The sequence below is a fragment of the Halococcus sediminicola genome, assembly GCF_000755245.1.
Classification (GTDB): domain Archaea; phylum Halobacteriota; class Halobacteria; order Halobacteriales; family Halococcaceae; genus Halococcus; species Halococcus sediminicola.
Map to the genome: position 1 here is coordinate 25285 of NZ_BBMP01000024.1, position 21181 is coordinate 46465.

The window sequence follows — 21181 nt, forward strand, 5'->3', positions numbered from 1 at the left end:
GGCTGGCTATCAGAAGGACTATTTTGAACACACCGTACGATCACCCCCTCCAACCAAATCCATCGAAAAACATTTGCAAGATACGCGCCCTGTATCTCGCACGCTGTTTCTGACATCTAGCGAGGCATATGCCAGAAGAATGTCCAAGGAGTTCTACCAAACGCCATACTAGCTGTTCACCCCGTCGAGAGACGCCTGTTCGCTACTCCAGTCGGTCGAATCACAACCGATCTCGACCGGCCTGAGAGCGGCGAGACCATCCTCGACGGCATCTTCATCGGCGTCAGTCGCCGGGTGTTCGACGTCGCCGAATCCATATCCGTAGTGACTCTCGATGAATCCCCGCCAGCGCTCCAGCCTCGGCAACGCGGCGAACACCTCATCGACGTCGACCGACCCGGCGAACAGCTCGTACTCTGGGTCGAGGCCGAGATCGAGCGCGATCTCGTAGAGGACGTCATCCCACCGAGAGGGAGGCGTGAGCGCGCTCTCGTCAGTTTCGGTCGTTCGTGGGGCATCGACGCCGGCGAGTGGCGACCACCACGGGATGATCCACGCTCGCCACTTCTTGTGGCCACCATTCCCGACCGATTCGACCATGCCGAGCGCCGCCAGTTCCTCGATGTTGCGGGTATAGGAGCGCTCGGAGATACCCGCCCGCTCGACGATTTCCGAGGCTCCGAGCGGGTCGTCAGCCACCAATAGCGCCTTCAGCGCCTTCTGCATCGTCGGCGGCAAGGATGGGACGAGCCGCTCGGCCGGGAGCTGAGCCAGCCCGTGAGCGACATCACTCGGCCGAAGCGATTGTGTCGGCGAGCGCGCTTTCCCCAGCGAGAGGAGTGCTTCGGCCAACGCATACGGCGAGCACCGACCCGCCTCCTCGCCGAGCGTCGCGCTCGCCAGACGAACGAGTTTACGGCGCTCGTCGGCGTCGAGAGCCGCGAAGCCCTTGCGCTCGGCGTGGCGGTCGATGACCCGGCGTAGTGCTCCGTAGGAATTACCTTCGACGACCGGGATTTCGAGGCTGACGCCGCGCTCGACGCCCTCCTGGATGGTCTCGCGAACGTCGTTGACCTTCGAGGCAATGGCCCGCTGGACGTCGTCGCGGAACGTCGAGGCGGTCGGTCCCGAAATCACCCATGAAGCCGTGAGGTCGGCGGTCGCGTCGGCGTCGAACTCGACGCCCATTCGGTGTTTGAGCTTGTCCACCCTCTCCTCGTAGAGCATCCGATAGACCGAGTGAATCCCATAGGAGGCGTTCTTGGGTACGGTATGCTTGAAGAAGTCGAGGAAGCCCTGATACCGGCGCTCACCTGCTCGAAGTTTCTTCGTGTCGGGAACCCGGATATGAATCGTCACATCGACGCCGACCGCCCGATAGAGATGGGTCGCCGAGGCGAGCAGGCCGTGAGCATCCCGACAGAGCTCGCTCCATTCGGTTGAGTCTGCGTCATCGATTTCTCCGAGTTTCGAGAGCAGCAGCCGGCGCACCTCGCCGAAGCGCTCACGGAGACCGTCGTATTCCTGTTCGTCCTTGCCGAACCAGCCGACCTGCGCGCCCAGCCGGAGCACGTCCTTCGTGGCATCGTCGAGCGCGCCGTCGTACAGCTCGTCGAGGTCGTCACCGACAGCCGACGGCGTGAGTACCTTCGAGAACATCTTCTTGCTCAGTAAGGTGGATGTGACGCGAACCAGCGTGTGGAGGGGGCCACCCCACTGGGCGACGACCTGCACGTCATCTTCGAAACAGGAGATATAGCTCACCTTCCCGTTCTCGAACGGCTTCACGGATTCGTCGACGAGCGTCACGCCCTCAGTACGACGCCCAGCGAGGAGGCGTTCGTGCATCTCCCATGCGTCGAGGCGGCCGTCAGGACCGTCGAGCCATTGCACATACCCATCTTCGGAGGCCTCACCAGTTGCAGCGAGCCAGTCCTCAGCGGTTGGAGCGCTCACGGGCAGAGAGCGCTCCGAAGACGAGGAACGAGAGGGTGACGAAGAGGAAGGCGACGCCCCCGCACCAGCATCCGCACCGCCGCGACCGCCACCGCAACCGCTTCCGCCGCCACCGCCGGCGGATGGGGGGCTATCTTCACGGTTGGCCCAACACACTATACCTGTTGAACCGTGTCGGGTGCCAGTAAGACGGCCATCGAACTGGCTTTGCTCAGGATGGAAAACACGATATTCCGGGCCGACAAGCTCCTGTGCGGCCGTTCCAGTTTCTGTGAGCGAGACGCGATTGTATTTCGGTCGGTCATCGACGTCGAGGAGACCGTGTTCGTCGGCGAGCTCGCGCACATAGCGGTCGATAGCGCCCTCCGAAAGCTGGATTTCCGAATCAGCCTTGAGGTCACGCACTTCGCGCTCGCCAGCCGGGTCGAGCGCCGCGAGTAGCCGGAGACGGCCACCGCTGGGGGCGAACTCCCCCACAATCTCCCACGCCGACGAGAGAGCGCGCTCGCTCGTCTCAGTGGGGGCTGGTGCCCGGTGGTCATCCCCGGAGTCAGTAAGATGTTCGTCGTACCAGTCGGGGTGTGCGCGTTCGAGGTGGGCGTCGAGTCGTGGCGAGCAGATGAGCTGGATATCGACCACTTCGGCGAGCAGCGCGAGCGCGTCGAGAGCGCGTGCAGCCGTCCGCTCGTCATCGACTTCCTCCCACGCAGGGCCATCAAGGCTGAGGACCGTCGTTGGGGTTTTGTCACCGGCGTCGAACAGCGGGACAACCGTCTCGCCGAGAGCGTCGAGGCCGGTCGGCGCTCCCGGGAGGTCGCGCGTGCCGAGTTCGAGTATCTCGTCACGAGCGTAGTCGTACAGTTCGTGCTTACGATCACTCAACTCGTCGGGATCGACGTCGAAGTATGAAATAGCGAACTTCGCAAGGGCGTCGTTGAACGGATGCGCGGGCGTGTCTGCGCCCGGCGCGGTCCCAACGCCGTGGGTATCGAAAAGGTCGGCCGCAAATCGATACGGCCGGTCGTCGCGAATGGTCCGGGGGTCGTACTGAACAGCGAGCTCGCGCGCGGTCTGCGTAATCACGGGGAGGACTGCGTCGAGAGCATCGGGAAGCCACTCGGTGAATCGGGGGCCAACCTGACGCACGATGGGCGTGTCGAGCGTAAGCTGGCCGCTGCTGCCGGGCGGAACGAGCGAAATGCCCGCTTCTGAACTGGAGGGCTGGCTAGCCGCGCCGCTATCAGTGGCTGGTGTTCGCTGACTCATGGGGAAGTCCCGCCGTTCCAGCGCTGACGGACGGTAGAACCGTCGTACCGACGACCTACGGGCGTTTGCGGCCTTCGACGCAGCCGAGAGCCGCGGCTGGTGAAGGAGCAAACTATATGGTCGTCGGCCGTGAGAGAACAAGCAACGGTCAATCCGATTTGGGATCGGCGACCGCGCCTGTCCAAAGCGGGGTGAAGGAAGTGGGATTCCTCACCCCGTTTTCTCTTGGCGCTCTGTTTTCCTAGCTTATGCCATAGTGCGACAGGGAGGCGAGTGATAAAGATACCGTCCTCACTGTTCCGACTGTTGGTGGTCTTCGTAGGGTGCTCCGAGATCATTGTCGATCACCCAGCATTGCGGCGAGGCAAACCGGGGCGGCTAACGGCTGACCCGTCTCTGTGTGGAGCGGGACAGCAATCCAGTTGCCTTCTCTGAACTTCCCGAACTCACTCACATCGCTGTAGGGGACGAGCATGACGACGTTGTGGCGCTCGCAATACCAGCCGAGCGCTGGCACCGTCTCACGCGCCGGCCGGGGTTCGCCAAGTGCCGCCGTCGGCAGGTCGTGCTCACTGAAAGTTGCGGCGAGGTCCGGTGCGTCGTCGTAGCCGTCGAGGGCGACACATCGCGGACAGCAGAGTGCGTCATCGGTGTCACGCTTGACGAGAACGCGGATCTCGCTCATTGTTGCCTGCTGTCGCCGACCTCGCCAGTGGGACCGGCATCAGATACAGGGACAGTTTTGGAGGCATCGGCAGGTCGTAGACTCTCGATGGCGTCCACGAGGTCATCACCATGACAGGTGGGTGCGCTCTCACGAGCACGCCGACAGTAGCACGCGAGCCGTTGGCCCTTTAGCTGAGCGAGCGCGCGTGCGAACTCCGGGTCATGGTCGATGCGATGAAGGAGGTCGGCACAGTAGAGCGCGAGTGACTGTTTTCGAGAGTAATCACCACCCTGTCCCTCGACTTTGTAGGGATTGCCAAGCCAGCCGGTCTCACCGGTTTCAGTATTATTGAGATGACCGTCACCGCTCCGACTGCGTGCGGTATAGACGTCGCGAGCTTCGGTTTGGTGAACGACTCGTGTCTTCGGTCGCGGAACATTGTCGTCGTCAGTACCGAAGACCCGGAAACCCGCCTGTTGATTGCTGCTGGAATGGTGAGAGGTCATGGCGCGACCTCCCACATCTCGGCGGGTGCGTCGGGGTGGTCGCGCGTAGCGAGACAAACGGCAAGGTCGCGGTCGGCGGCGTCTATCGCGGCGTCCTGCGGGTCGTAGGCAGGATGTTCTCGGGCGGGTTTCGCGCCCGCGAGGACTGCCGAGAGATCGCCGTCGGTGGCCCATTCACGAAGATAATCATCGAGGTCCACCTTGTCGAAACCAAGGTTTGGGCCGGGAAGTTCGGCTACGCGGGCGTCAACAGCGTTGTCGTTGTCGTAAACGTTGTCGTTGTCGCAGTCGGTGAGATACGCAGCAGTATCGAGCGCGCCACTCAACCCCTCGCCGACTTGCGTGAGCGTGAGGTGGTCGTCCTCGTCCACGTCGCTGGTCGGGCGCTCGGCGTCCTGAACGACGTAGGCGCGGGGCACCTCGTGGTCCTCTAAGACTTTGCGCAGCGCCTCGCGGTCCTCGCGCTTGAATCGCGTCGTGACGGGTGAGATGCACGGATAGCCCGCTTGGTGAGCGGTGATCGCGTCGGCGATCCCTTCGGTGATGAGCACGGGCTGGCCGTCCTCGACCGAATCGAGACCGAAGATCGGTTCCTCGACGCGGGCGTATTCTTTCGTATGGGCGGGCTTGGCGTACTTACCTGAGAGACCGTCCTTGGGGTGACCGTCGTAGCCGACCGCGCCCCCGCCTTCGTCGCCGGTCGCCCGACTGATGGCGTAGGCGGGCTGGCCGTCGGCGTCTGGATATGGAAAGACAAACCGGCCCTGCCAGAGTGGGCGGAGGTCTTCGGTGAACAAGCCAGTACCAAGAATCGCGTCCCGACCGTAGCCCTCTCGCATTAGGTGGTCGAGCAGGCCCGTGCGGCTCGCTGATGCCCATCCGAGACGCGCGGTGTCGATGGTCTTGTCGGACCAGCCACGCACCTCACGGAACCACTCACGGGCGGTCTCGACGGTTTGTGCTTCGCCGTCGTCGTCAATATAGGTTAGGTCGAGGTCGCTGATGTCGCGGTGTAGCTGGCTGTGGAACCAGTCAACTGCGTCGGCGAACGCTTCGTGGGCACGCGCATCCGATTGCCCCGTCTCGAAGCCGCGGTCTGTATTGCCGGTCCCGTCCCTATTGTCGCCAACGTTTACGTTGTCGTTGTCGTTGTCAAGGATGGTGGGTGAGATGTCGGTACACTCCGCACAGTAGCTGCCTTCGACCGGTTCGTTTTCACAGCCGAGAGTATTGCATCGGGCCGGTTCATCGTTGCTCATGCACGTACCTCTCGGCTCTCGGCGGGCGCGTCGGGATGCTCGCGCGTAGCGAGACGAACAGCGAGATCGCGCTCGCCGAACAGGGGACCGACCTGCTGGCGCTCGCCGCTTTCGTGTTCGACGAGCGTGCCAGCTGCCGGACAGCCGTCAGTCCCACACTGGTAGTTATGATAGGCGATACCCTCGCCCTGCCACGCACTCGACAGGCGTGCGGCAGTGCCGCGACAGACCGCGCACTGGGTTGTCTCGGGGGCGTCGGCGTCGATGACCTGCCCGAAGGCGTCGGGTCGCATTAGGCCACCTCCCCCTGTCGGTCGCCGGTTCCAGGGCCGGCGCGCTCACCATCCTCGGTAGCGAGAGCCGCGTGCTCGCGATGGCGACAGCGGATGGCCTCTTTTGCGCGGCGCATCCGCGCTCGCGCTTGCCGAGCGAGGTCGTGGCCGCTGTGTTGGTCGGCTGGCTGTGCTTCGTCGTGTCGGTGGGTGTGTGCTCTGTTACGTTCGGCCATATCTATCTATGGCCCGTGATTGGAGTGCTGACGGCCGGGGAGAGCCGTCGTACCCACGGCTAACGCTACTCGTTGCCGAGTTGGCTGCCCAACGTGAGACAGCAACGCCTCTGCGCGTAGGGCGAAACCTATATGTTCCGTGGGCCGCGAAGGAAAGGTGTTCCAAACCTCCTCGTCGGCACTGATTCGTTAGCTCCTGCTTTGGACTGACGGTGCATCGCGGCCTATTTATGGTTTTGTATGACGGTCTGACAGACCGTAGAGAACCTACAGGAGAGCGTAGGGGTGGGGTATGCGGCTCCATCCGCTCGACTCCTCGCTACGCCCTCTCCAGCTGGGGATGGTCGCTTGCCGGCACGACGCGGCGTAGCTCGCGCTGGCAAGCATATCCGGGACTGATATAGTACGCCCGCGCGCACTCGGGTCGGCCCTCGATACGATACTCGCCGCCATTCGGGCCGATGAGTGAGACTGTCCCGTCTGGGGTCGTTGCGGGTTCGGCGACGACCAACGGAGTTGATTGACCCTGCCAGAGTACGCCGTCGCCTTTTCGCAGTTCGGTGATACTGCTGATGGATTCGCTCGCGTTGATAGCTGCTGATCCGAATTGCGCGCCGGCCTCGGATTCACAGTCGTCCGCTTCGCGTGATTCCCGGACCGGGTCCGTTTCGTCCCCATCTCGTACCCGGTGGTATTTGACCGGGTAGCTACAGCTTCGGACGACGGTTTCGAGTGTGCCTATCTCAGGTGCACCAGCCGGAAAACACTCCGAGCATGGATCGTGAATGGCGGCGTATGCAGCGGTGAACTGGACTTCGTGCCATTTCCAGTCACTGGCGGAGTGTCGCCAGCACGCCGGCTCTATATCGGCTTCAGCCGTATCGTCGGTAGTTGCTGGCTGCTGATGCCGATGTTCGTGTGCAATACCTTTAGGTTGCTTTGTTCCGTAGGAGAAGTTGCTTTGGCTCATTGGATTGTTCAGCCTTGAAACGTACAGCAATCCGGTGTTGCCAGAGACAGTCAGCGCGGGTGCCGATACCGAGTGGCTGTAGACCACTCAGGTTACGACGTTGATTCCCGCGCTGGCACGATACGCTCGTGAGCCGAGCGTCCGCCCTGTGTCCGCTGCTCAACGCCTGCTGACATCGCCTGCGTCGAGAGGGGACAGTTTTGTGCATTCGATTGCCTCTGACATCAGCCCTGTTTGAGACCATGGTGTATAAACCTATGGCTGTTATCGCACTCATATGAACATGGCAATAGCTGTTTTCGCATGCTTCATCGGGATTAAGCCTCCCTCCCGATGTAGCTCAGTTCAATGTCGCCTCCGTTGGTTCCGTGGATGACGAGGATTGACCGTCTCATTCTTGAGGTGCTCGACGAAGCGAAGATCGCGGCGATTCCTCCGAAGGCCATCGTTTTCGAACTGCGCACGAGGCATGGCATTGATGCCCCCTCGGAATCGCATGTCAACCGACGATTGCGGAACGAACTTACTCAGCACGGACTCGTTCATCAACCGTTTGAGGAGGAAGCGCGTGGGTACTATGCAATCACGGAACTCGGTCGCCGTTATTTCCACGATTCGAATGCCGAACCCGAGGAATTCGTCGCTGACATCGACGACACTCTTGGCTAATTCACCCGTTCTCGGCGCTATCTTTTCCGATGGCGGTTCACCTGTGTTGCGTGGCATCGTTGTTGCTCTGTCTCGGTAGTAGCCTGTGAGGGAAGCAGGGATATAGCGACACGGGAGCCGCTGAGCGGATTCCTTGCGGCTTTACATTTCTGTATCACACTTTCACGCTTGACCAGCCTATCGCGTCTTACCTACTGACGCTTTCTAATCGGCAAATTGCGGCTACCTTCTTCGTCCTTTGGACGCATAACTCCTGTCGAGGAGGGTATTAGAGTGGGTTTCCGGCCTCTTTCTCGCCGACCGTCTGGCGCGACACCTCGCTCGGAGTTTTCACGTCGAACTCGCGCCAGATGAGTTCGCCATTTTCGATCTGATAGCTCCGCTCAGGGAATCGGTTTTGTCGGTCAGCATACCACATGATGTTGCGCGCCGACTCCCAGCCGACCGGCTCCCACTCTGTCTGTCCATAATAGATTTCGTCGGAATAAATGGTAGAGGGGAACGCCGATGGATCAGCACAGAGTTGGTCGCTCTCGGCGACCGTTCCGAGTTCTTCCAAGCTGTCTCGTAGATTAGCGGCGAGTCGGTCTGGAAGGGCGATTGTTTCCCTTTGTTCGGTGTCGATGCTCCGCGATTCCGGCACGATAGCGGGTCTCGGGTCCTCGTTTTTTGAAAAGATGAGGCGAGGCTCCGAGACATCCAGAGTTGCGTAGGGCATGGCGAAATCAGAGCGATTCGGTGGCACTCTAATCGTTGCACTATCGCCCGACAGGTCCGTGTTTTCGATTGTCCACCGGATACGAGGCTGGGAGGCAGGATTGTGACAATGAGTGTCGAACCGAATGGTTAGCAGATCGTCGAACTGAAATTCGAATTGATAGTCGCTCGCGTCTGCTGGCTCACTCATGGTTTTCTGAGTTTGGACGGAGAGAGGGTTAAGCGTGCGGGTGGTCGAAAAACTCGAGCATCTATGCGTTCGGCGCACTATGGTCGTCTTCTCCGTCTTCCATGTACCGATTGCGAAGAAGCTCAATGAGATCGTCAGCACTGATGCCGAATCCGACGGACACCTCAAACGGGTCTTTGCCTTGTCTACGATGTGATTCGTACATATCCATCGCCCACTCAATCAGTTCATTATTTTGAGCGAAGATGGCTCCGGTTCGTTCGTTGTTTGCCGTACTCGGGTCGCGCGGTCCAACTACCATTAGGTCTGTATCCAATATCGCCAACGAGCATGGAAGCTCGTTCGGGTACATGATCCACTGATAATTATCGGCCCGAAGGCCATCGACGACGCATTTCATTTCGTCTGGAGTGGTTGGAAGGGCGTCGAGGCCCAATGGAGGGCTGATTACTTCGAACTCTCTGCCCTCCTTGACAGCCGATAGATACGCCTTCGCGTTCTCTCCATTCCAGTAGGATTGAAACCCGCGAAAGTACTGAAAATCTTCGTTGGCTAGTTCACGTGATCGCTTCTCGACTGCGTAGGGGCTTTGCGGAGTAGCTTCTTCTATCTCTGCTTCGGCGAGTGCTTCGAGAGGTATATCTGCACATTCCAAGCCAAGGTCTCGCAAGCATGGAGCTTTGTCAATCACCTGCTCCATCTTCCTCAGCAGTTCGTCGTACACGCGAGCTGCTCTTTCACCGTCCATCGTGAGACGAGCAATTATTGCACGCTTTCGAGTTTGCTCTTCACAAGTCACCCATTTCTTTTCCTCAAGTACCTCGAAAGTCGCGCGGACAGTCTTTTTCGTTGGAGTTCCTTCGGTGGCTGAGATTTCTTTTGCGCTAGTCGGTCCTTGCGCATGTAAATGATATAAGATAATCCGTCGGTTGTCGGACCGAGCCAGCCACGCGAGATCGTCCGCGTCAACGGTTTCAATGGCATGAGCGAACGTTCGTCGGGCAGCCTCGCCAGCAGCAGTGATTTTCCGGTCTGCATTGTTGGATCGTTCTACTGCCCACGGCTCTAGCGGTTCTGTGACTTCGTGAACCGCTTTCCGATTCGTAGAATGTTGTTTGGCCAATTCCTTGGGCTTCACTGGCTCTTGCATGGATTCCAACAGTCCTACGATATCACCCGTTTGAGACTGTTTGTTTGAGAGATGTCTCACTAATTCGCTGGCGGTGATGTCTGGTCTCATGTTTCAGTTGTCTATCGTCGGAGATTACAATGCTTCGTTGCAGCCGAGGTCAGCGTATGGATGACAGAACAAAGTGCACCCCGTTCATGTTACCGCCTTCCAAAGAGTGAGTAGCAATGAAGCCTATCTTAGAACGTAGTAATGTCAGCAATTGGAACAACGGTCGCGGTCCTTGGGGGAGGCGTCGGGGGATTGAGTGCCGCACAGGAACTGGCTGAGCGTCGTTTCGACGTGACAGTGTACGAGACACGAGACTGTTTCGGAGGCAAAGCTCGCAGTATCGAGGTACCGGATTCCACTTCTGCCGGACGGAAGCCCTTGGTTGGAGAGCACGGCTTCCGGTTTTTCCCAGGGTTCTATCGCCACATGACGGACACCATGAAACGCATTCCGTACAAGGACAATGCCAACGGTGTTTATGATAATCTGATTGAAATGAGTGCAACACTCATTGCGAGCGCTACTGGTTCCGGGACGGTTGCCAGCACCGAAACTCCCAGCACTCCTCGTGAGTGGATCGAGATGCTACAACCACAAATCGCCGGGCCGGAGCTATCGTCTGCGGAAGTGCGACACTTCACTGAACGATTGTTCGCGTTCATGACGAGCTGCGAAGACCGTCGAAACGAAGAGTACGAACATGAGTCGTGGTGGGAATTCATCAACGCGGACGATCGTTCCGATGCGTACCGCAAGCATCTCGCACAGGCGACGCAGGCACTCGTCGCTTTGCGTCCACGGAAAGCGAGCGCACGGACGATGGGGCAAATCTACGTCCAACTCCTCCGCGGACAACTCGACCCCTCCATGTCGGCCGAGAGAATCCTGAACGGGCCGACGAGCGATGTATGGATCGACCCGTGGACGGAGTATCTCGCGGACCTCGGGGTTGACCTCCAACCCGAAACGCCGGTCCGGGAGATCCACTCCGACGGCCGACGAGTAACGGGCGTCACTATCGGAACCGATACCGGCCAGCGAGAGATACGGGCAGACTACTACGTCGTTGCGGTGCCGGTCGAAGTGATGACGCAGCTGCTGAACGACGACCTCCGCCGAGGGGCACCATCCCTCGCCCGCCTCGACCGTCTTGAAACCGCATGGATGAACGGCATCCAGTTCTATCTGACTGAGGACGTTCCCGTCGTCAAGGGCCATCAGGTACACTCGGACGCACCGTGGGCGCTGACGTCCGTCTCCCAGCCCCAATTCTGGGAAGAGGACGACATCGACGACCGCGGTGACGAAGCTATCAACGGAAGCCTCTCAGTCATCGTCTCGGATTGGAACACCGAGGGGATTCTCTATGATAAACCCGCTCGGAAGTGTACGCGAGAGGAAATCAAAGAAGAAGTGTGGGCACAGTTGAAATCCCATCTCAATACGGATACCGAACGCCGGCTTTCCGACGATATGCTGTGTGACTGGTTCCTCGATCCGGCGATTGTCGAACATGATGGGAGCGCAGGTGTCCGGAATCGGGAACCCCTATTGATCAACACAGTCGGCTCATTGCAGTACCGGCCCGAAGCAGCCACGGAGATGGAGAACCTACTGCTTGCGGCGGATTACGTCCGAACGAACACCGACCTCGCTACGATGGAGTGTGCGAATGAAGCCGCTCGCCGTGCGACGAATGCGATACTCAAGCGTTCCGGTGCACGTGCTGAACAGTGCAAGCTTTGGGAGTTAGAAGAGCCGGGATTTCTCAAACCATTCCGACAACAAGACGAACTCCGCTACAGGCTCGGTCTCCCTCATCCAGGCGACGTAGTAAACCGGATTCGGGGGTTTCGCCGTCGTGATTCACCGGCTGCCGCCGACTAAACTGGACTCGACGCTGGCCGTACCGCTACGCAGTTGGTATTGGCTCTCGACTGTTTCTGTGTCGAGTCCGCTCTCCTCCATCGTGACACACTCAATGAGCGTCTCGTGCTTGTGGTCTGCTATAGGTTGGCACGAAAATTCAGAACGGATTGCGAATGACCCTTCGCAAGCGATAATCCGTTCCCCCGCTGCTCCCGAATTACGCTACGGCTGCCGACAGCAGACGGCTGTTCCCTGTTGCTGCTCCATTTCGCCCTCCGAACTCTCAGTTGGCGGCGATACATCAATCACGCCCTCGTCAGGTACGAACACGAGTCGGTGCACCTGACTTGCGAGATCGCTTCGCAGGGCAAGCGTACCGCGTACCAGCCACTCGGTGCCGCCGAGCGTCGGATGGGAAATAGCGTCGGGCGCACAGTCAATGCAGGTGGTCCGCGCGACCGTCACATCACACTCGTCGGACATCGAATACGCATAGATCTCGATCGGCGACCCCTCGCCGATTGACCGCCCGCAGTAGCCACAGCGCGCGTGCTCGCCGTCGCTGATAGCGACTCCCGCAACCACGCGCTCGACGGGAACGGTCGTATACTGTGCCTCGACGATCATAGACCGTCCTCCTGCTCGTGGACGTTTTCGAGCGGATGATTCGTAACGTAGGCCCCTCCGGTAGCGTGGTCGTTGCACACGATGGCAGTCTTCGGGCCGGTCGGCGCGTTGACGTGACGGACGTGGGTCGCGCGCTCGCCGCACTCACTGCGGCCACACACGGCGTCCGTAGCAACCGATTGGAGCGCCGTGATGACACCGGCGCGCAGCGCCGCGCCGTGTTCGCTCATATCGCGCTCGAAGCGCGTTTCGTGGACGTAGCGGGCCAGCACGTCCTCAATAGTCTTGCCGTAGCGATAGTCCGCGCCTCGCGGTGCCCACACCGTGCTGCGGGTGGTGAAGTACCGCGCTCCCTCGTATGGCCCTTTGTCCTCGCGGGCTTCGACGTAGCCCTCTGCGGTGACGAGCAGCATCCAGTCACCGGCCGCGTGAACCGTCTCGTGGCTCTTATCGTCGGCTTCGCTGGTCGGGTGTTGGTTGATCTCCGATGCGTCGGATTCTTGTCCGCTGGTTGCGTTCGTCGTCATGGTTGTTCTCCACCGAGACAACCAGCCCGCGCGCTCCAACGCGCGGGCACTTCCTTTCGCTCGAAAGTGCCCCGAGGGACCGGTCTGTCTCTGCCAATTGCTACGGTAGCATATGGTATAAACCCATCGGTTTGCCACCGTAGCAGGTGGATTTATCAGTATGGGATGTCTACGGCACTCTATGGCCGAACGTGACGAACACGGACGCTACGCCTCGGACCACACCGATGCGGATGTGCTCGATGCCGTCCGTGAGAACGACCCGGCAGGGACAAGCGAGGTCGCCGACCACCTCGGCGTCGCCCGTCAGAGTGCCGACCAGCGCCTCCGAAAACTCGCCGAGGCCGGGCGAGTGCATCGCAAGAAGATCGGCGCGGTAGCCGTGTGGTGGCTCGACGATGACGAACGCACTACGGCCGGCATTGATTCCGATGACGGATTCTGGGATGCTGAGCCCGGATCGTCGGCTGAGCCGACGGACGCCTCGCAGACAGACGAGTATCTCGCCGACGCGCTGGCGGATGAATAGCACCAGCACCGGTGCTGGTCCCGATTCCACATCCGCGAGCGCTGCCGACGTACGTGCCGAACCACTATTCATCGACACCGGAGCGTTCTTTGCGTACTACAATGAGCGCGACGAGCATCACGAGACAGCTCGCTCGATCTTTCAGGCGATTCGTACGGGTGACCTTGCCTACGCTCCGCTGTACACGACCCGGTTCGTGCTGACGGAACTCGCAGCGCTGTTGCTATACAAGATCGACCATACGACCGCCACGCGGGCACTCGGCGATATTCTCTCTGCGGGGAGTTTCAATGCCGTCCGGGCGGATCCGGTGGCGTTCGCGGATGCACGTGAGGAGTTCGACCGTTACGACGATCACGAGATAACGCTCGTAGACCACATTACGGGGGTACTCGCTGACGAGCGTGCTGTTGAGTGTATCTTCTCGTTCGATAGTGATTTTGCCACCCTCGGATTCACTCGTGTGCCCGTTGATACTGGGGAATTCACCGAATAGCTCTTCTCTCTCGGTTGATCAGACAGGCGACTCGCACTGCTCTATTTCCCCGGCGATCCGTTCGATCTGCTCGCGGTGAGGGCCGTCACCCTCGACAATTCCCTCGGGCTTGACGCGGTAGGTAACACCGAGTTTCTCGGCGGCGACGGTTTCTCCATCCGTATCGATTTCAGCACTCACCCCACGCTCTGCGAGCGTTTCTTTGAGTGTCACGAGAGCGGCCGGGGGTTCGGATTCGGTCTGGGAGTCGCTTTCGTTGTCGTCGTCAACAGCAGGCTCCTCATCCGTACTCATTGTTTCCCCATCTTCGTAATCGAGAGAGGACTCTTCGGGTGTGCGTTCGTTGTTTTGGGCTTCTTGCTCGCTTTCGGTTTCAGAGTGTTCGATGCTTCTGAGTCGTGGCGCAGGAAACGAGTAGTGTGAGACACTGGCTTCACCGAGATCGCTGAGTGAGAATGGCGTGTCGCGCTCGTCCCAGTTGGGGTCAAACTCGGCAAGTTCATCGCGATAGACTGCGACGGCAACGGGCGCATCCGCGGGATAGTCAGGATTGTCCTCGGCGACAGTGGTATCGCGGTAGGCAGTCCACTCGTCGGCGGTTTTGGGCGGACAGTTGACGATGATCGCTGTATTGGGATTCTCACCCTGCTCGCGGTCAACGACTGGTTCGCCAATATCGAACGGGGCATGATCCATAGCTGTGGGTGGATATCCAGTTGTCTCTTCGAATAACCCTTCTGGCCTTCTCACTGACGACTCTCTTGCTCGAACTCCTTTTTGCGGTCTTGGCTGTCGAACGGAACGACAGGAAGATCGGCCAGTTGCTTTATAGAACTGGCCTATGAGAGACGATTCGGGGAAATTCCTCCCGCAACGGTGATGCCACGCAGCGGGCCGATCTGGTCCCCGATTTCTACGGAGCGGGGAGGTGCTTCGACTAGCGCTTCCAAGCTGTTTGTAATAAGTTTTGTGTGGAAATAACACTGTCACGCTCAATTCTCGCTTTCATGTATCGGTGCGAAGAACGCCAGCATGTGCCGACGCAGAGGAACGTAGCTGTTCGGCGCACTGGGTCGGTATGATAACAAGCGATTTTGTTTGGTGCGCTCTCGTCCAATCTTCGATATCCATCGGTGACAGAAGAGATAGGCTCTATCGGAACGCTAAACCTACCTTATGTAACATATCGGCCTGTCTCTCTCATCGATTGTTACACAAGGTGGAATTAGGCTCGATGTGCTCTTTGAAGCGGTTACCTCCTGCTCGTGGAGGGTTCCAAGCAGGTAGGTCGTGACATATCGCCCTTCGACAGCGTGCTCGCCGTGGGTTAGTCGTTGGTCGTCTGATCGTCGCTAAGCGTGGTCTGTTGCATGTGAGGTCCGAAAGCGTCGTCCAGTGTCAGCGCGCGCCCTCGCGCCGCCGACAGACACCGCACAGTCCGCGTGTAGCCGAGCGGGGTGCAACCGGGTCGTCGTATTCAGCGCCGTCCGCGCCGCAAATCGCGCATTGCATCGGTGTTATTCGTCCGGGTAGGCGATGCGTCCGGCCCACTGCTGTTGGTTTGCTTCGCTCTCGCCGTCAAAGCGGAGCGAACCCGTCGCGCCACAGTTCTGGCACTCGTAGAATTCCTCCCAGTTGGGGCTGTTCTCAGCGGTCGCGGCGACCATCGCTATCTCGAAGCGCACACCACACGACTGGCACTCGGATTTCTCGCCTGCACCCACGGATTTGTCGCCGAAGTGTTCGACCGCCTGATCCCAGTGGTCAGTCTGTGGTTGGGTGCCGTCAGCATCAGTTGCGTCGGTGGGGACGGCCCGCTGGGTTCCGCCATCGGTCGCAACCTGCTGACCAGTTGTCGTGCTTGCGGCGCGGGTGACGGCAGGCTGATTTTCGACGGCCTGCATGTGCTTACAGCCGTCCTCGGGGTTATGGTACTCCCATGCCGGGCACGTGCAATCGAACGGAATGCCGGCCTCGACACTCACGACATAGACGTGTTCGTCCGAATCAGCGCCGTAACTGACGTTTTCGACGCGAACTCGTCCCTCGGCAGGAACTCGAAACTCGAAGCCTTCCCAGTTGGCGCGTAGTTCGGCTTTGGTTGGTTCGCTGTCGGTACGTTCTTGACCGTTGAATTCGTTCGTACTCATGGTTTGTCGGGGAAAGACAAACCGGCCCGCGCGCTCCAACGCGCGGGCACTTCCTTTCGCTCGAAAGTGCCCCGGGGGACCGGTCCGTCTCTATTCCATAGTAACGGCCTTAGGACCTTAAACCCTTTCCTTTATCCTATCGATAGCTTACCGTTGTCTTGCGATTTCGGTGCTCGCGGTTGGTCTGTTGCGTTGGTTGCGGCGCTGTGTGGCGGAGGAAAGATGGGCTTGTCATAATGGCGTATGTGCGGCACCACTGAGATGGCAAACTGGCCCGCTTCTCGTCGTTCACATGCTCGGAAAATACGGCCGCCTGGCGGGCTGGTTCGGCGGTTGGCGAGTTAGTGGCCGTGGTTGGTGGCTGTTTGGCGTATCGAGTTGTCGGGGTCGTTGCTCCACGGGTAGAACGACCCTCGCCGCGTGGGGCCGTTCATGTCGCCGTCGTTGCCGAGCGGATAACTCCCGCGAAAGCGTGGGTCGCCGTCGATGCCGTCCCGAACGTGTAGGCGAAATTCGTCGCCGTATTGTTCGGCGGTCGGCCGTAGCTGCTCGCTCGTGCGTCCGTGGCCGACGCGCTCGGCGGCGACGAACCGGGCGAGAACGGTCTTCCCGCTATCGCTGACTGCGACGATTTGGGCGAGTTCGACGTTGGTCTGGTTGTAGCCCCAACTCGCGGAGATATACGCGCCTTCCCATGCCTCAGTGACGGTTTCGGCGTCGGGATCGAACGTGGGGTCCGTCTCGTCGCTCCCGGTCCCTTCGTCGCTCTCGTAACTGTCGTCCGACTCATCCGGGCCATTGCCTGCGTCGCTGCTTTCGTCGCTCTGTGACTGACTCTCGTCGTCCTCGGCGTAGCCGCCATCGGCGACCGCTCGCGGGCTGGGTTCATCGCCCTCGGTCGCGGTGGGTTCATCGCTGCCTTCCTCGCCGCTGTCGCGTTCGGTGTCGTCGCTCTCGAAAAGGCATTGACTGGCGGCGCGTTCGCCGGTTAGCGTCTGCTGGTCGTCGTCGGTATCTGCGAACAGCGCGCGCTGCTCGCCGCCGTCGGTGCGCGTGACCGTCTTGCGGTCGTCCACGCCGAAGTTCGTCGCCTCGGGCTGGTCGATACGGGTATCGCGCTCGCGGTGGTCTACCGACGCTCCGAACGCTTCTAGTGAGGTCTCGACGCTTTCGTCGGTGGGTTCGATGCCGTCGGTGTCGCCGCCCTCGTCGACGGTAAACGAATACTGCTGGGTGACGGTCGGGGTGTCGGACATTAGGCCAGCACCTCCTCGACGCGCTCTTTCTGGCTGGGATCGATGCCGAGCTGGCTGATGACTTCAATAGCCGACGCGCCGGGATTGTTCGTCTCGAAGCGTTCGACGCGCTCAGCCAGCGTTTTGCTGTCGGCGTCGGATTCATCGTCGGTGTCCCCGCCGTCGGCTTCGATGTCGGGGTCGTTGTCGGCTGCGACGTGAACGCCGACGATGGCGGGGATTTCACCGGTCACGAACGCGGCACGGTGGGCGTGCTTGCACCACGACCCACGCTGACCGTCCGGGCACGTACACGTCCCTTCGGGGAGGTTGACCGTGTAGGTGCTGCCCGATCCGCTGAAAACCGTATACTCGCCGCCGTCGCCGGCTGATTCGACATGGTAGAAGCTATCGAGTGCTCGGTGAACACGCTTGGCTACCGCTTCGCTGCCGCGTCGTTCATCGGCCGATTCGCTGGATTCTTGACCGCTGGGTTCGTTCGTGCTCATGGTCTGTGGGACGAAACAGACCAGCCCGCGCGTTACAGCGCGCGGGCGCTTTCCTCAATTGGAATAGCGCCCCGAGGGGCTGGTCTGTCTCTACTCCATAGTAACAGACACGATAACTTAAACTTTTTGCTTTGTGCTATTGGTTTCTTATCGGTGTCTATCGATTTTGGTGCTGAACGAACACAGAAAGTAATGAGTCGGTTGCGGTGGTCCGTTGCGGACTTAGGCTTGTTATAATCGCATGTCGTTTCGGCCACTGAGAACGATGATTGACCTGCTTATCGCCGCTTGTGAGAGGTGACACTTGCCGCTTATTTTGATGATTTAGATATAGCTGCTACATAGTTCTCTTCCTTTTTCCTTTGGCTTTGAGGTAATGCGTTACTACTAAGTCGATTGGTTTGATAGGGGGACCATATGGCGGGAGATCAGCGAGAGCGTGAGTGGACTGAACAGGGCGAATACGCGGAGATGTATTCGACCGAGGAGACATACGACATACTGGCGTCGTTGCCGAAGCAGGTCGGAATGACGTCGGACATCGCCGATGCGCTCGGCTGCTCGTCGCTAACGGCGCGCAACAAGCTCCAAGAGCTCCGCTTTGACGGCAAAGTCGAAAAACGCGATACGGGTGGGCGCGCGGTGTTGTGGTACATTCCTGACGAGGATGGAACCGACGAAGAGAGCGCTGAGGACGATGAGGCGGAAGATGCCGATATGGCTCTCAAGCGTTTGAGCCACGAACTTGGCGAGGTGATCACGGTCGGGGATACCGTGTACGAGGACGGCGACAAGCATCCGGTCGAACAGTCCACGGACAGCTAGCGGTCTCCCAGCTACGTTTTGAATCTATGAACGACCACCAGCAGGCTGAGGTTGCGGGCTTGATCGATGCTCTCGACGCGCCTGAGACCGTCCACGAGATAGCCCATGCGCTCGCGTATCGGGCGTTCGCTGCGGAGTTGCAGAAGGGACGGTCAACTAAAGTGATAGCCGCGAGCGTCGTGTATGCCGCGTTCCGCCGCGATGGCGAGACTCGCACGCTCGATGAGGTGAGCGCTGAAGCCGACGTGGATCGGACGACGCTCGGCCGGACGTACAGACGCCTCGCGGACGAACTCGATATTGCCCTCGAACCTCCGAATCCCCACGAATTCGTCGAGCGGTTCGCTGACTCGCTCGATGTGGAAGATCGGACGGAAGCGCGAGCGCACGAGATCGTCACCGAGAGTGCAGAGGCAGGGCTGCATTCGGGGGTGAAGCTTGCTGGGGTGGCCGCCGCTGCGGTGTATCACGCCGACCGTGATCGGCATGGCAGCCTCACGCAGCGCGAGGTGGCTACGGTTGCTGGCGTCTCCGCAGTGACTATTCGACATCGGCTTCATGAACAAGTACACGTACTGGAAGGCGATGGGCATGGGAAAATCGCTGCGAGTCGGTGGCAGTATCTCGATACGGACTGATTCCGGCGTTGGGTCCTGACGAGAGAAGGCCGAGGACGGGGATGCGACTGCCGTGAGACGATGGGTAGCTATGGGCCAACGGTGCGCCGTCCTCGACGTGCGACTGTCTGTCCGGCAGTCTCATAGTTCTCTTGGCCGTGAAAGCCGCACTCTCCGGCTTTCTTCCCCTCTTCCTCTATATTTCGCGTGCCGTCACCCACCCCTCGTAAAAGCCGACCGGGGCCGGTGACTGCTTGGAATCGTCCGCGAGAGCGGCTTTGGCGGTCCGCAATCCTGCCCCGACCCTCTGAAACGTGTGTGATTCCTACAGAGAGCAGGTCAGAACGGCACTGGGCGGTCGTTGTGTCTCACAGATCGTGCGGCTGGACAGTCTTGCGGTCGTTGTCGTCGGCGTGACGGGCGGTGCCATCGAGCAGTTCGTCGACCTTCTCATCGAGAGCGTCGTAGAAATCCGCCGAGACGCTCATGTCGTTCAGTTCGTTCTTCACGATCACTTTGACGATAGTATCTGCATACGTGCGCTCGATGCGGGGATCGGTACTCAGAGATGTGTATTTTCGTGCGTTTTGGCGGCTCTCCTACGGGAATCCGCTTGGAATTGGAATCTCGGATGTTGCAGGCTGTCTGATGAATTTGTGTACAACACCAACGACAACGTAGACGTCATACATTGCACCACCTGATACTGACCTCGCTACCGAAGACGATCCTATGGGTTCCGGCTCTGCTGGCGAATGGCGCTTTGACGACGGTATTCGTCATAGACGCTCTCTCATGACCGATTTCTTGAAAATGTTGATCTCGCCCGCTGCGACGGCTCTACTATGAGAGAATACACGTGAAACTGGGCTTCAGATGTCTTAGGCTGTCTGACAAAGCTTTATGTAGAACACCAACGACAACGTAAACGTCATACATGGGGCCACCAGATACCGACGCGCTCGAAGACGACCCCTTCGGCGAGGCGATTGATCGGGCCGAAACGCTCCAACGTGAGTATGCGGAACAGCTCGGTCTCCGATCCGACCGCATACCGTTCACTGCTGAGACGGTGCCGGATGCGAGCGTTGCTGTCCGTGTCAATGATGGATTGTTGGAAGAGGTAGCGACACACATCCTGAACCGCGCGGGACATGTGTCGATCATCGACGAGCGTGGGGCGGGCAAGTCCCATTTCCGCGATCTCGTCTATCGTTCGCTCAGTTCCGGCCCGCGAAGTGACGAGTTTCGGATCGTGCGTATTCGGGAAGTCGAGAGTATCACGACCCGGCGATTCTATACGCGGTTGCTTGACGGCCTACAACGGTACGATGATCTTGCCGACGTGATTCCTGAAGAGTATCCCCATCCAACAGATGAGGTACGCGCACTTGTCGAAGAGGTGGCTACCGTGCTCGAAGACGAGGGGAAAGCGTGTATTGTTCAAGTCGATCAGTTGGAAGACGCCGCCCGAAACACGCGCACGTTTCGGCAGTTGCTCGCGGGGCTGCAAAGCATCGGTGATCTCGGCGAAGGCGAACCCGTGTTCATCTGCTTCCTGTTTGGCACGCCTGACGTATCCGAGCGAATCACGCAGCTCCGAGAGACGTTCGCTTCACGGCTCATTGCTGCCGACCGTCGTCTCACCCGGTTCGACGTGGCAGAGACGGCCGAACTAGTCGCTCGATGGTTAGCGTGGGCGCGTGGAGAGTCCTATACGGAGGGTTACGCTACCGATCCCTACGCAGGGGGTGCATTGAGTGCGATTACTAACCGGAGTGACGGCACTCCTCGCCGCGTCCGTCAAGAGTGCTATCATGCTTTCCGGGCTGGAGCGCGACAATACGATGAAACCGCGCAGGTGGAGATCACACGCGAAACGCTTGAGAACTATCTACAGGAGGCTTAA

General features: G+C 59.5%; 23 protein-coding genes. 7 read left to right on the plus strand and 16 right to left on the minus strand.

Annotation, left to right across the window (positions count from 1 at the left end):
- Positions 1 to 168 precede the first annotated feature (168 nt).
- From ACP97_RS15330 to ACP97_RS20030, 7 genes are all read right to left on the minus strand, one after another.
- Positions 169 to 3222, minus strand: coding sequence for a hypothetical protein (locus ACP97_RS15330; protein ID WP_049998721.1), 3054 nt, complete (start codon positions 3220 to 3222; stop codon positions 169 to 171).
- A gap of 334 nt (positions 3223 to 3556) precedes the next feature.
- Positions 3557 to 3907 carry a hypothetical protein gene (locus ACP97_RS15335; protein WP_049998722.1) on the minus strand — a complete coding sequence of 117 codons (351 nt, stop codon included), beginning with the start codon at positions 3905 to 3907 and terminating at the stop codon, positions 3557 to 3559.
- On the minus strand, positions 3904 to 4395 hold the full coding sequence (locus ACP97_RS15340; protein WP_049998723.1) for a DUF4326 domain-containing protein: 492 nt from the start codon (positions 4393 to 4395) through the stop codon (positions 3904 to 3906). The genes ACP97_RS15335 and ACP97_RS15340 overlap by 4 nt, the downstream gene beginning before the upstream one ends.
- Positions 4392 to 5654 (minus strand): hypothetical protein, encoded by a 1263-nt coding sequence (locus tag ACP97_RS15345; protein ID WP_049998724.1) that lies wholly within the window; start codon positions 5652 to 5654, stop codon positions 4392 to 4394. Before ACP97_RS15345 ends, ACP97_RS15340 begins: the two co-directional genes overlap by 4 nt.
- Positions 5651 to 5947: a hypothetical protein gene (locus ACP97_RS15350; RefSeq protein WP_049998725.1), complete on the minus strand. Its 297-nt coding sequence runs from the start codon at positions 5945 to 5947 to the stop codon at positions 5651 to 5653. The genes ACP97_RS15345 and ACP97_RS15350 overlap by 4 nt, the downstream gene beginning before the upstream one ends.
- Positions 5947 to 6162 carry a hypothetical protein gene (locus ACP97_RS15355; RefSeq protein WP_049998726.1) on the minus strand — a complete coding sequence of 72 codons (216 nt, stop codon included), beginning with the start codon at positions 6160 to 6162 and terminating at the stop codon, positions 5947 to 5949. Before ACP97_RS15355 ends, ACP97_RS15350 begins: the two co-directional genes overlap by 1 nt.
- A 319-nt stretch (positions 6163 to 6481) precedes the next feature.
- On the minus strand, positions 6482 to 7132 hold the full coding sequence (locus ACP97_RS20030) for a hypothetical protein (protein WP_154020039.1): 651 nt from the start codon (positions 7130 to 7132) through the stop codon (positions 6482 to 6484).
- Positions 7133 to 7534: 402 nt separating this feature from the next.
- Here ACP97_RS20030 and ACP97_RS15360 point away from each other — a divergent pair, with 402 nt between their 5' ends.
- Entirely contained in the window at positions 7535 to 7801 is a 267-nt protein-coding gene (locus tag ACP97_RS15360) for a hypothetical protein (protein WP_237561203.1), read from the plus strand.
- A 268-nt stretch (positions 7802 to 8069) separates the two neighbouring features.
- Here ACP97_RS15360 and ACP97_RS20035 read toward each other — a convergent pair whose 3' ends face one another.
- On the minus strand, positions 8070 to 8360 hold the full coding sequence (locus ACP97_RS20035; protein ID WP_154020040.1) for a hypothetical protein: 291 nt from the start codon (positions 8358 to 8360) through the stop codon (positions 8070 to 8072).
- Between the two features lie 409 nt (positions 8361 to 8769).
- Positions 8770 to 9948: a transcriptional regulator FilR1 domain-containing protein gene (locus ACP97_RS15370; protein WP_049998729.1), complete on the minus strand. Its 1179-nt coding sequence runs from the start codon at positions 9946 to 9948 to the stop codon at positions 8770 to 8772.
- A gap of 141 nt (positions 9949 to 10089) precedes the next feature.
- Between ACP97_RS15370 and ACP97_RS15375 the strand changes: the two genes are divergently transcribed.
- Positions 10090 to 11775 carry a hydroxysqualene dehydroxylase gene (locus ACP97_RS15375; protein WP_049998730.1) on the plus strand — a complete coding sequence of 562 codons (1686 nt, stop codon included), beginning with the start codon at positions 10090 to 10092 and terminating at the stop codon, positions 11773 to 11775.
- Between the two features lie 204 nt (positions 11776 to 11979).
- Here the strand turns inward: ACP97_RS15375 and ACP97_RS15380 are convergent, their stop codons facing one another.
- Entirely contained in the window at positions 11980 to 12384 is a 405-nt protein-coding gene (locus ACP97_RS15380; RefSeq protein ID WP_049998731.1) for a hypothetical protein, read from the minus strand.
- Positions 12381 to 12911: a hypothetical protein gene (locus ACP97_RS15385; protein ID WP_049998732.1), complete on the minus strand. Its 531-nt coding sequence runs from the start codon at positions 12909 to 12911 to the stop codon at positions 12381 to 12383. Before ACP97_RS15385 ends, ACP97_RS15380 begins: the two co-directional genes overlap by 4 nt.
- A 181-nt stretch (positions 12912 to 13092) precedes the next feature.
- Here ACP97_RS15385 and ACP97_RS15390 point away from each other — a divergent pair, with 181 nt between their 5' ends.
- Positions 13093 to 13440 carry a winged helix-turn-helix domain-containing protein gene (locus ACP97_RS15390; RefSeq protein ID WP_049998733.1) on the plus strand — a complete coding sequence of 116 codons (348 nt, stop codon included), beginning with the start codon at positions 13093 to 13095 and terminating at the stop codon, positions 13438 to 13440.
- A complete protein-coding gene (locus tag ACP97_RS15395; RefSeq protein ID WP_079977672.1) occupies positions 13433 to 13936 on the plus strand; it encodes a type II toxin-antitoxin system VapC family toxin in 504 nt (167 codons plus the stop codon). Before ACP97_RS15390 ends, ACP97_RS15395 begins: the two co-directional genes overlap by 8 nt.
- 18 nt (positions 13937 to 13954) lie before the next feature.
- Here ACP97_RS15395 and ACP97_RS15400 read toward each other — a convergent pair whose 3' ends face one another.
- The 4 genes from ACP97_RS15400 to ACP97_RS15415 all read right to left on the minus strand — a co-directional run bounded on the left by ACP97_RS15400 (position 13955) and on the right by ACP97_RS15415 (position 17830).
- Positions 13955 to 14632, minus strand: coding sequence for a hypothetical protein (locus tag ACP97_RS15400; RefSeq protein ID WP_049998734.1), 678 nt, complete (start codon positions 14630 to 14632; stop codon positions 13955 to 13957).
- 821 nt (positions 14633 to 15453) lie between these two features.
- Positions 15454 to 16086 carry a hypothetical protein gene (locus tag ACP97_RS20905; RefSeq protein WP_237561204.1) on the minus strand — a complete coding sequence of 211 codons (633 nt, stop codon included), beginning with the start codon at positions 16084 to 16086 and terminating at the stop codon, positions 15454 to 15456.
- Positions 16087 to 16427: 341 nt separating this feature from the next.
- Complete coding sequence (locus tag ACP97_RS15410; protein ID WP_049998735.1) at positions 16428 to 17342, minus strand: hypothetical protein; 915 nt, start codon at positions 17340 to 17342, stop codon at positions 16428 to 16430.
- Positions 17342 to 17830 (minus strand): SWIM zinc finger family protein, encoded by a 489-nt coding sequence (locus tag ACP97_RS15415; RefSeq protein ID WP_049998736.1) that lies wholly within the window; start codon positions 17828 to 17830, stop codon positions 17342 to 17344. The genes ACP97_RS15410 and ACP97_RS15415 overlap by 1 nt, the downstream gene beginning before the upstream one ends.
- A gap of 417 nt (positions 17831 to 18247) precedes the next feature.
- Here ACP97_RS15415 and ACP97_RS15420 point away from each other — a divergent pair, with 417 nt between their 5' ends.
- Both ACP97_RS15420 and ACP97_RS15425 read left to right on the plus strand, forming a co-directional pair.
- The gene (locus ACP97_RS15420) at positions 18248 to 18655 is read left to right on the plus strand and encodes a FaeA/PapI family transcriptional regulator (protein ID WP_049998737.1); all 408 of its coding nucleotides are present in this window, start codon (positions 18248 to 18250) and stop codon (positions 18653 to 18655) included.
- A 26-nt stretch (positions 18656 to 18681) separates the two neighbouring features.
- Positions 18682 to 19293, plus strand: coding sequence for a transcription initiation factor IIB family protein (locus ACP97_RS15425; protein ID WP_049998738.1), 612 nt, complete (start codon positions 18682 to 18684; stop codon positions 19291 to 19293).
- Between the two features lie 347 nt (positions 19294 to 19640).
- On the opposite strand, the gene ACP97_RS15430 is transcribed toward ACP97_RS15425, so the two are convergent.
- Positions 19641 to 19820 (minus strand): DUF1931 domain-containing protein, encoded by a 180-nt coding sequence (locus ACP97_RS15430; protein ID WP_237561212.1) that lies wholly within the window; start codon positions 19818 to 19820, stop codon positions 19641 to 19643.
- Between the two features lie 389 nt (positions 19821 to 20209).
- Here ACP97_RS15430 and ACP97_RS15435 point away from each other — a divergent pair, with 389 nt between their 5' ends.
- Positions 20210 to 21181, plus strand: coding sequence for a hypothetical protein (locus ACP97_RS15435; protein ID WP_049998739.1), 972 nt, complete (start codon positions 20210 to 20212; stop codon positions 21179 to 21181).

What these genes read in the sequence shown, in the direction of transcription:
- ACP97_RS15330 (WP_049998721.1), bottom strand. Translation starts at nt 3,222, where the DNA reads ATGAGTCAGCGAACACCAGCCACTGATAGCGGCGCGGCTAGCCAGCCC.
- ACP97_RS15385 (WP_049998732.1), bottom strand. Translation starts at nt 12,911, where the DNA reads ATGACGACGAACGCAACCAGCGGACAAGAATCCGACGCATCGGAGATC.
- ACP97_RS15380 (WP_049998731.1), bottom strand. Translation starts at nt 12,384, where the DNA reads ATGATCGTCGAGGCACAGTATACGACCGTTCCCGTCGAGCGCGTGGTT.
- ACP97_RS15350 (WP_049998725.1), bottom strand. Translation starts at nt 5,947, where the DNA reads ATGCGACCCGACGCCTTCGGGCAGGTCATCGACGCCGACGCCCCCGAG.
- ACP97_RS15375 (WP_049998730.1), top strand. Translation starts at nt 10,090, where the DNA reads ATGTCAGCAATTGGAACAACGGTCGCGGTCCTTGGGGGAGGCGTCGGG.
- ACP97_RS15355 (WP_049998726.1), bottom strand. Translation starts at nt 6,162, where the DNA reads ATGGCCGAACGTAACAGAGCACACACCCACCGACACGACGAAGCACAG.
- ACP97_RS15345 (WP_049998724.1), bottom strand. Translation starts at nt 5,654, where the DNA reads ATGAGCAACGATGAACCGGCCCGATGCAATACTCTCGGCTGTGAAAAC.
- ACP97_RS15335 (WP_049998722.1), bottom strand. Translation starts at nt 3,907, where the DNA reads ATGAGCGAGATCCGCGTTCTCGTCAAGCGTGACACCGATGACGCACTC.
- ACP97_RS20030 (WP_154020039.1), bottom strand. Translation starts at nt 7,132, where the DNA reads ATGAGCCAAAGCAACTTCTCCTACGGAACAAAGCAACCTAAAGGTATT.
- ACP97_RS15340 (WP_049998723.1), bottom strand. Translation starts at nt 4,395, where the DNA reads ATGACCTCTCACCATTCCAGCAGCAATCAACAGGCGGGTTTCCGGGTC.
- ACP97_RS15410 (WP_049998735.1), bottom strand. Translation starts at nt 17,342, where the DNA reads ATGTCCGACACCCCGACCGTCACCCAGCAGTATTCGTTTACCGTCGAC.
- ACP97_RS15370 (WP_049998729.1), bottom strand. Translation starts at nt 9,948, where the DNA reads ATGAGACCAGACATCACCGCCAGCGAATTAGTGAGACATCTCTCAAAC.
- ACP97_RS15425 (WP_049998738.1), top strand. Translation starts at nt 18,682, where the DNA reads ATGAACGACCACCAGCAGGCTGAGGTTGCGGGCTTGATCGATGCTCTC.
- ACP97_RS15400 (WP_049998734.1), bottom strand. Translation starts at nt 14,632, where the DNA reads ATGGATCATGCCCCGTTCGATATTGGCGAACCAGTCGTTGACCGCGAG.
- ACP97_RS15390 (WP_049998733.1), top strand. Translation starts at nt 13,093, where the DNA reads ATGGCCGAACGTGACGAACACGGACGCTACGCCTCGGACCACACCGAT.
- ACP97_RS15415 (WP_049998736.1), bottom strand. Translation starts at nt 17,830, where the DNA reads ATGAGCACGAACGAACCCAGCGGTCAAGAATCCAGCGAATCGGCCGAT.
- ACP97_RS15420 (WP_049998737.1), top strand. Translation starts at nt 18,248, where the DNA reads ATGGCGGGAGATCAGCGAGAGCGTGAGTGGACTGAACAGGGCGAATAC.
- ACP97_RS15395 (WP_079977672.1), top strand. Translation starts at nt 13,433, where the DNA reads ATGAATAGCACCAGCACCGGTGCTGGTCCCGATTCCACATCCGCGAGC.
- ACP97_RS20905 (WP_237561204.1), bottom strand. Translation starts at nt 16,086, where the DNA reads ATGAGTACGAACGAATTCAACGGTCAAGAACGTACCGACAGCGAACCA.
- ACP97_RS15435 (WP_049998739.1), top strand. Translation starts at nt 20,210, where the DNA reads ATGGGGCCACCAGATACCGACGCGCTCGAAGACGACCCCTTCGGCGAG.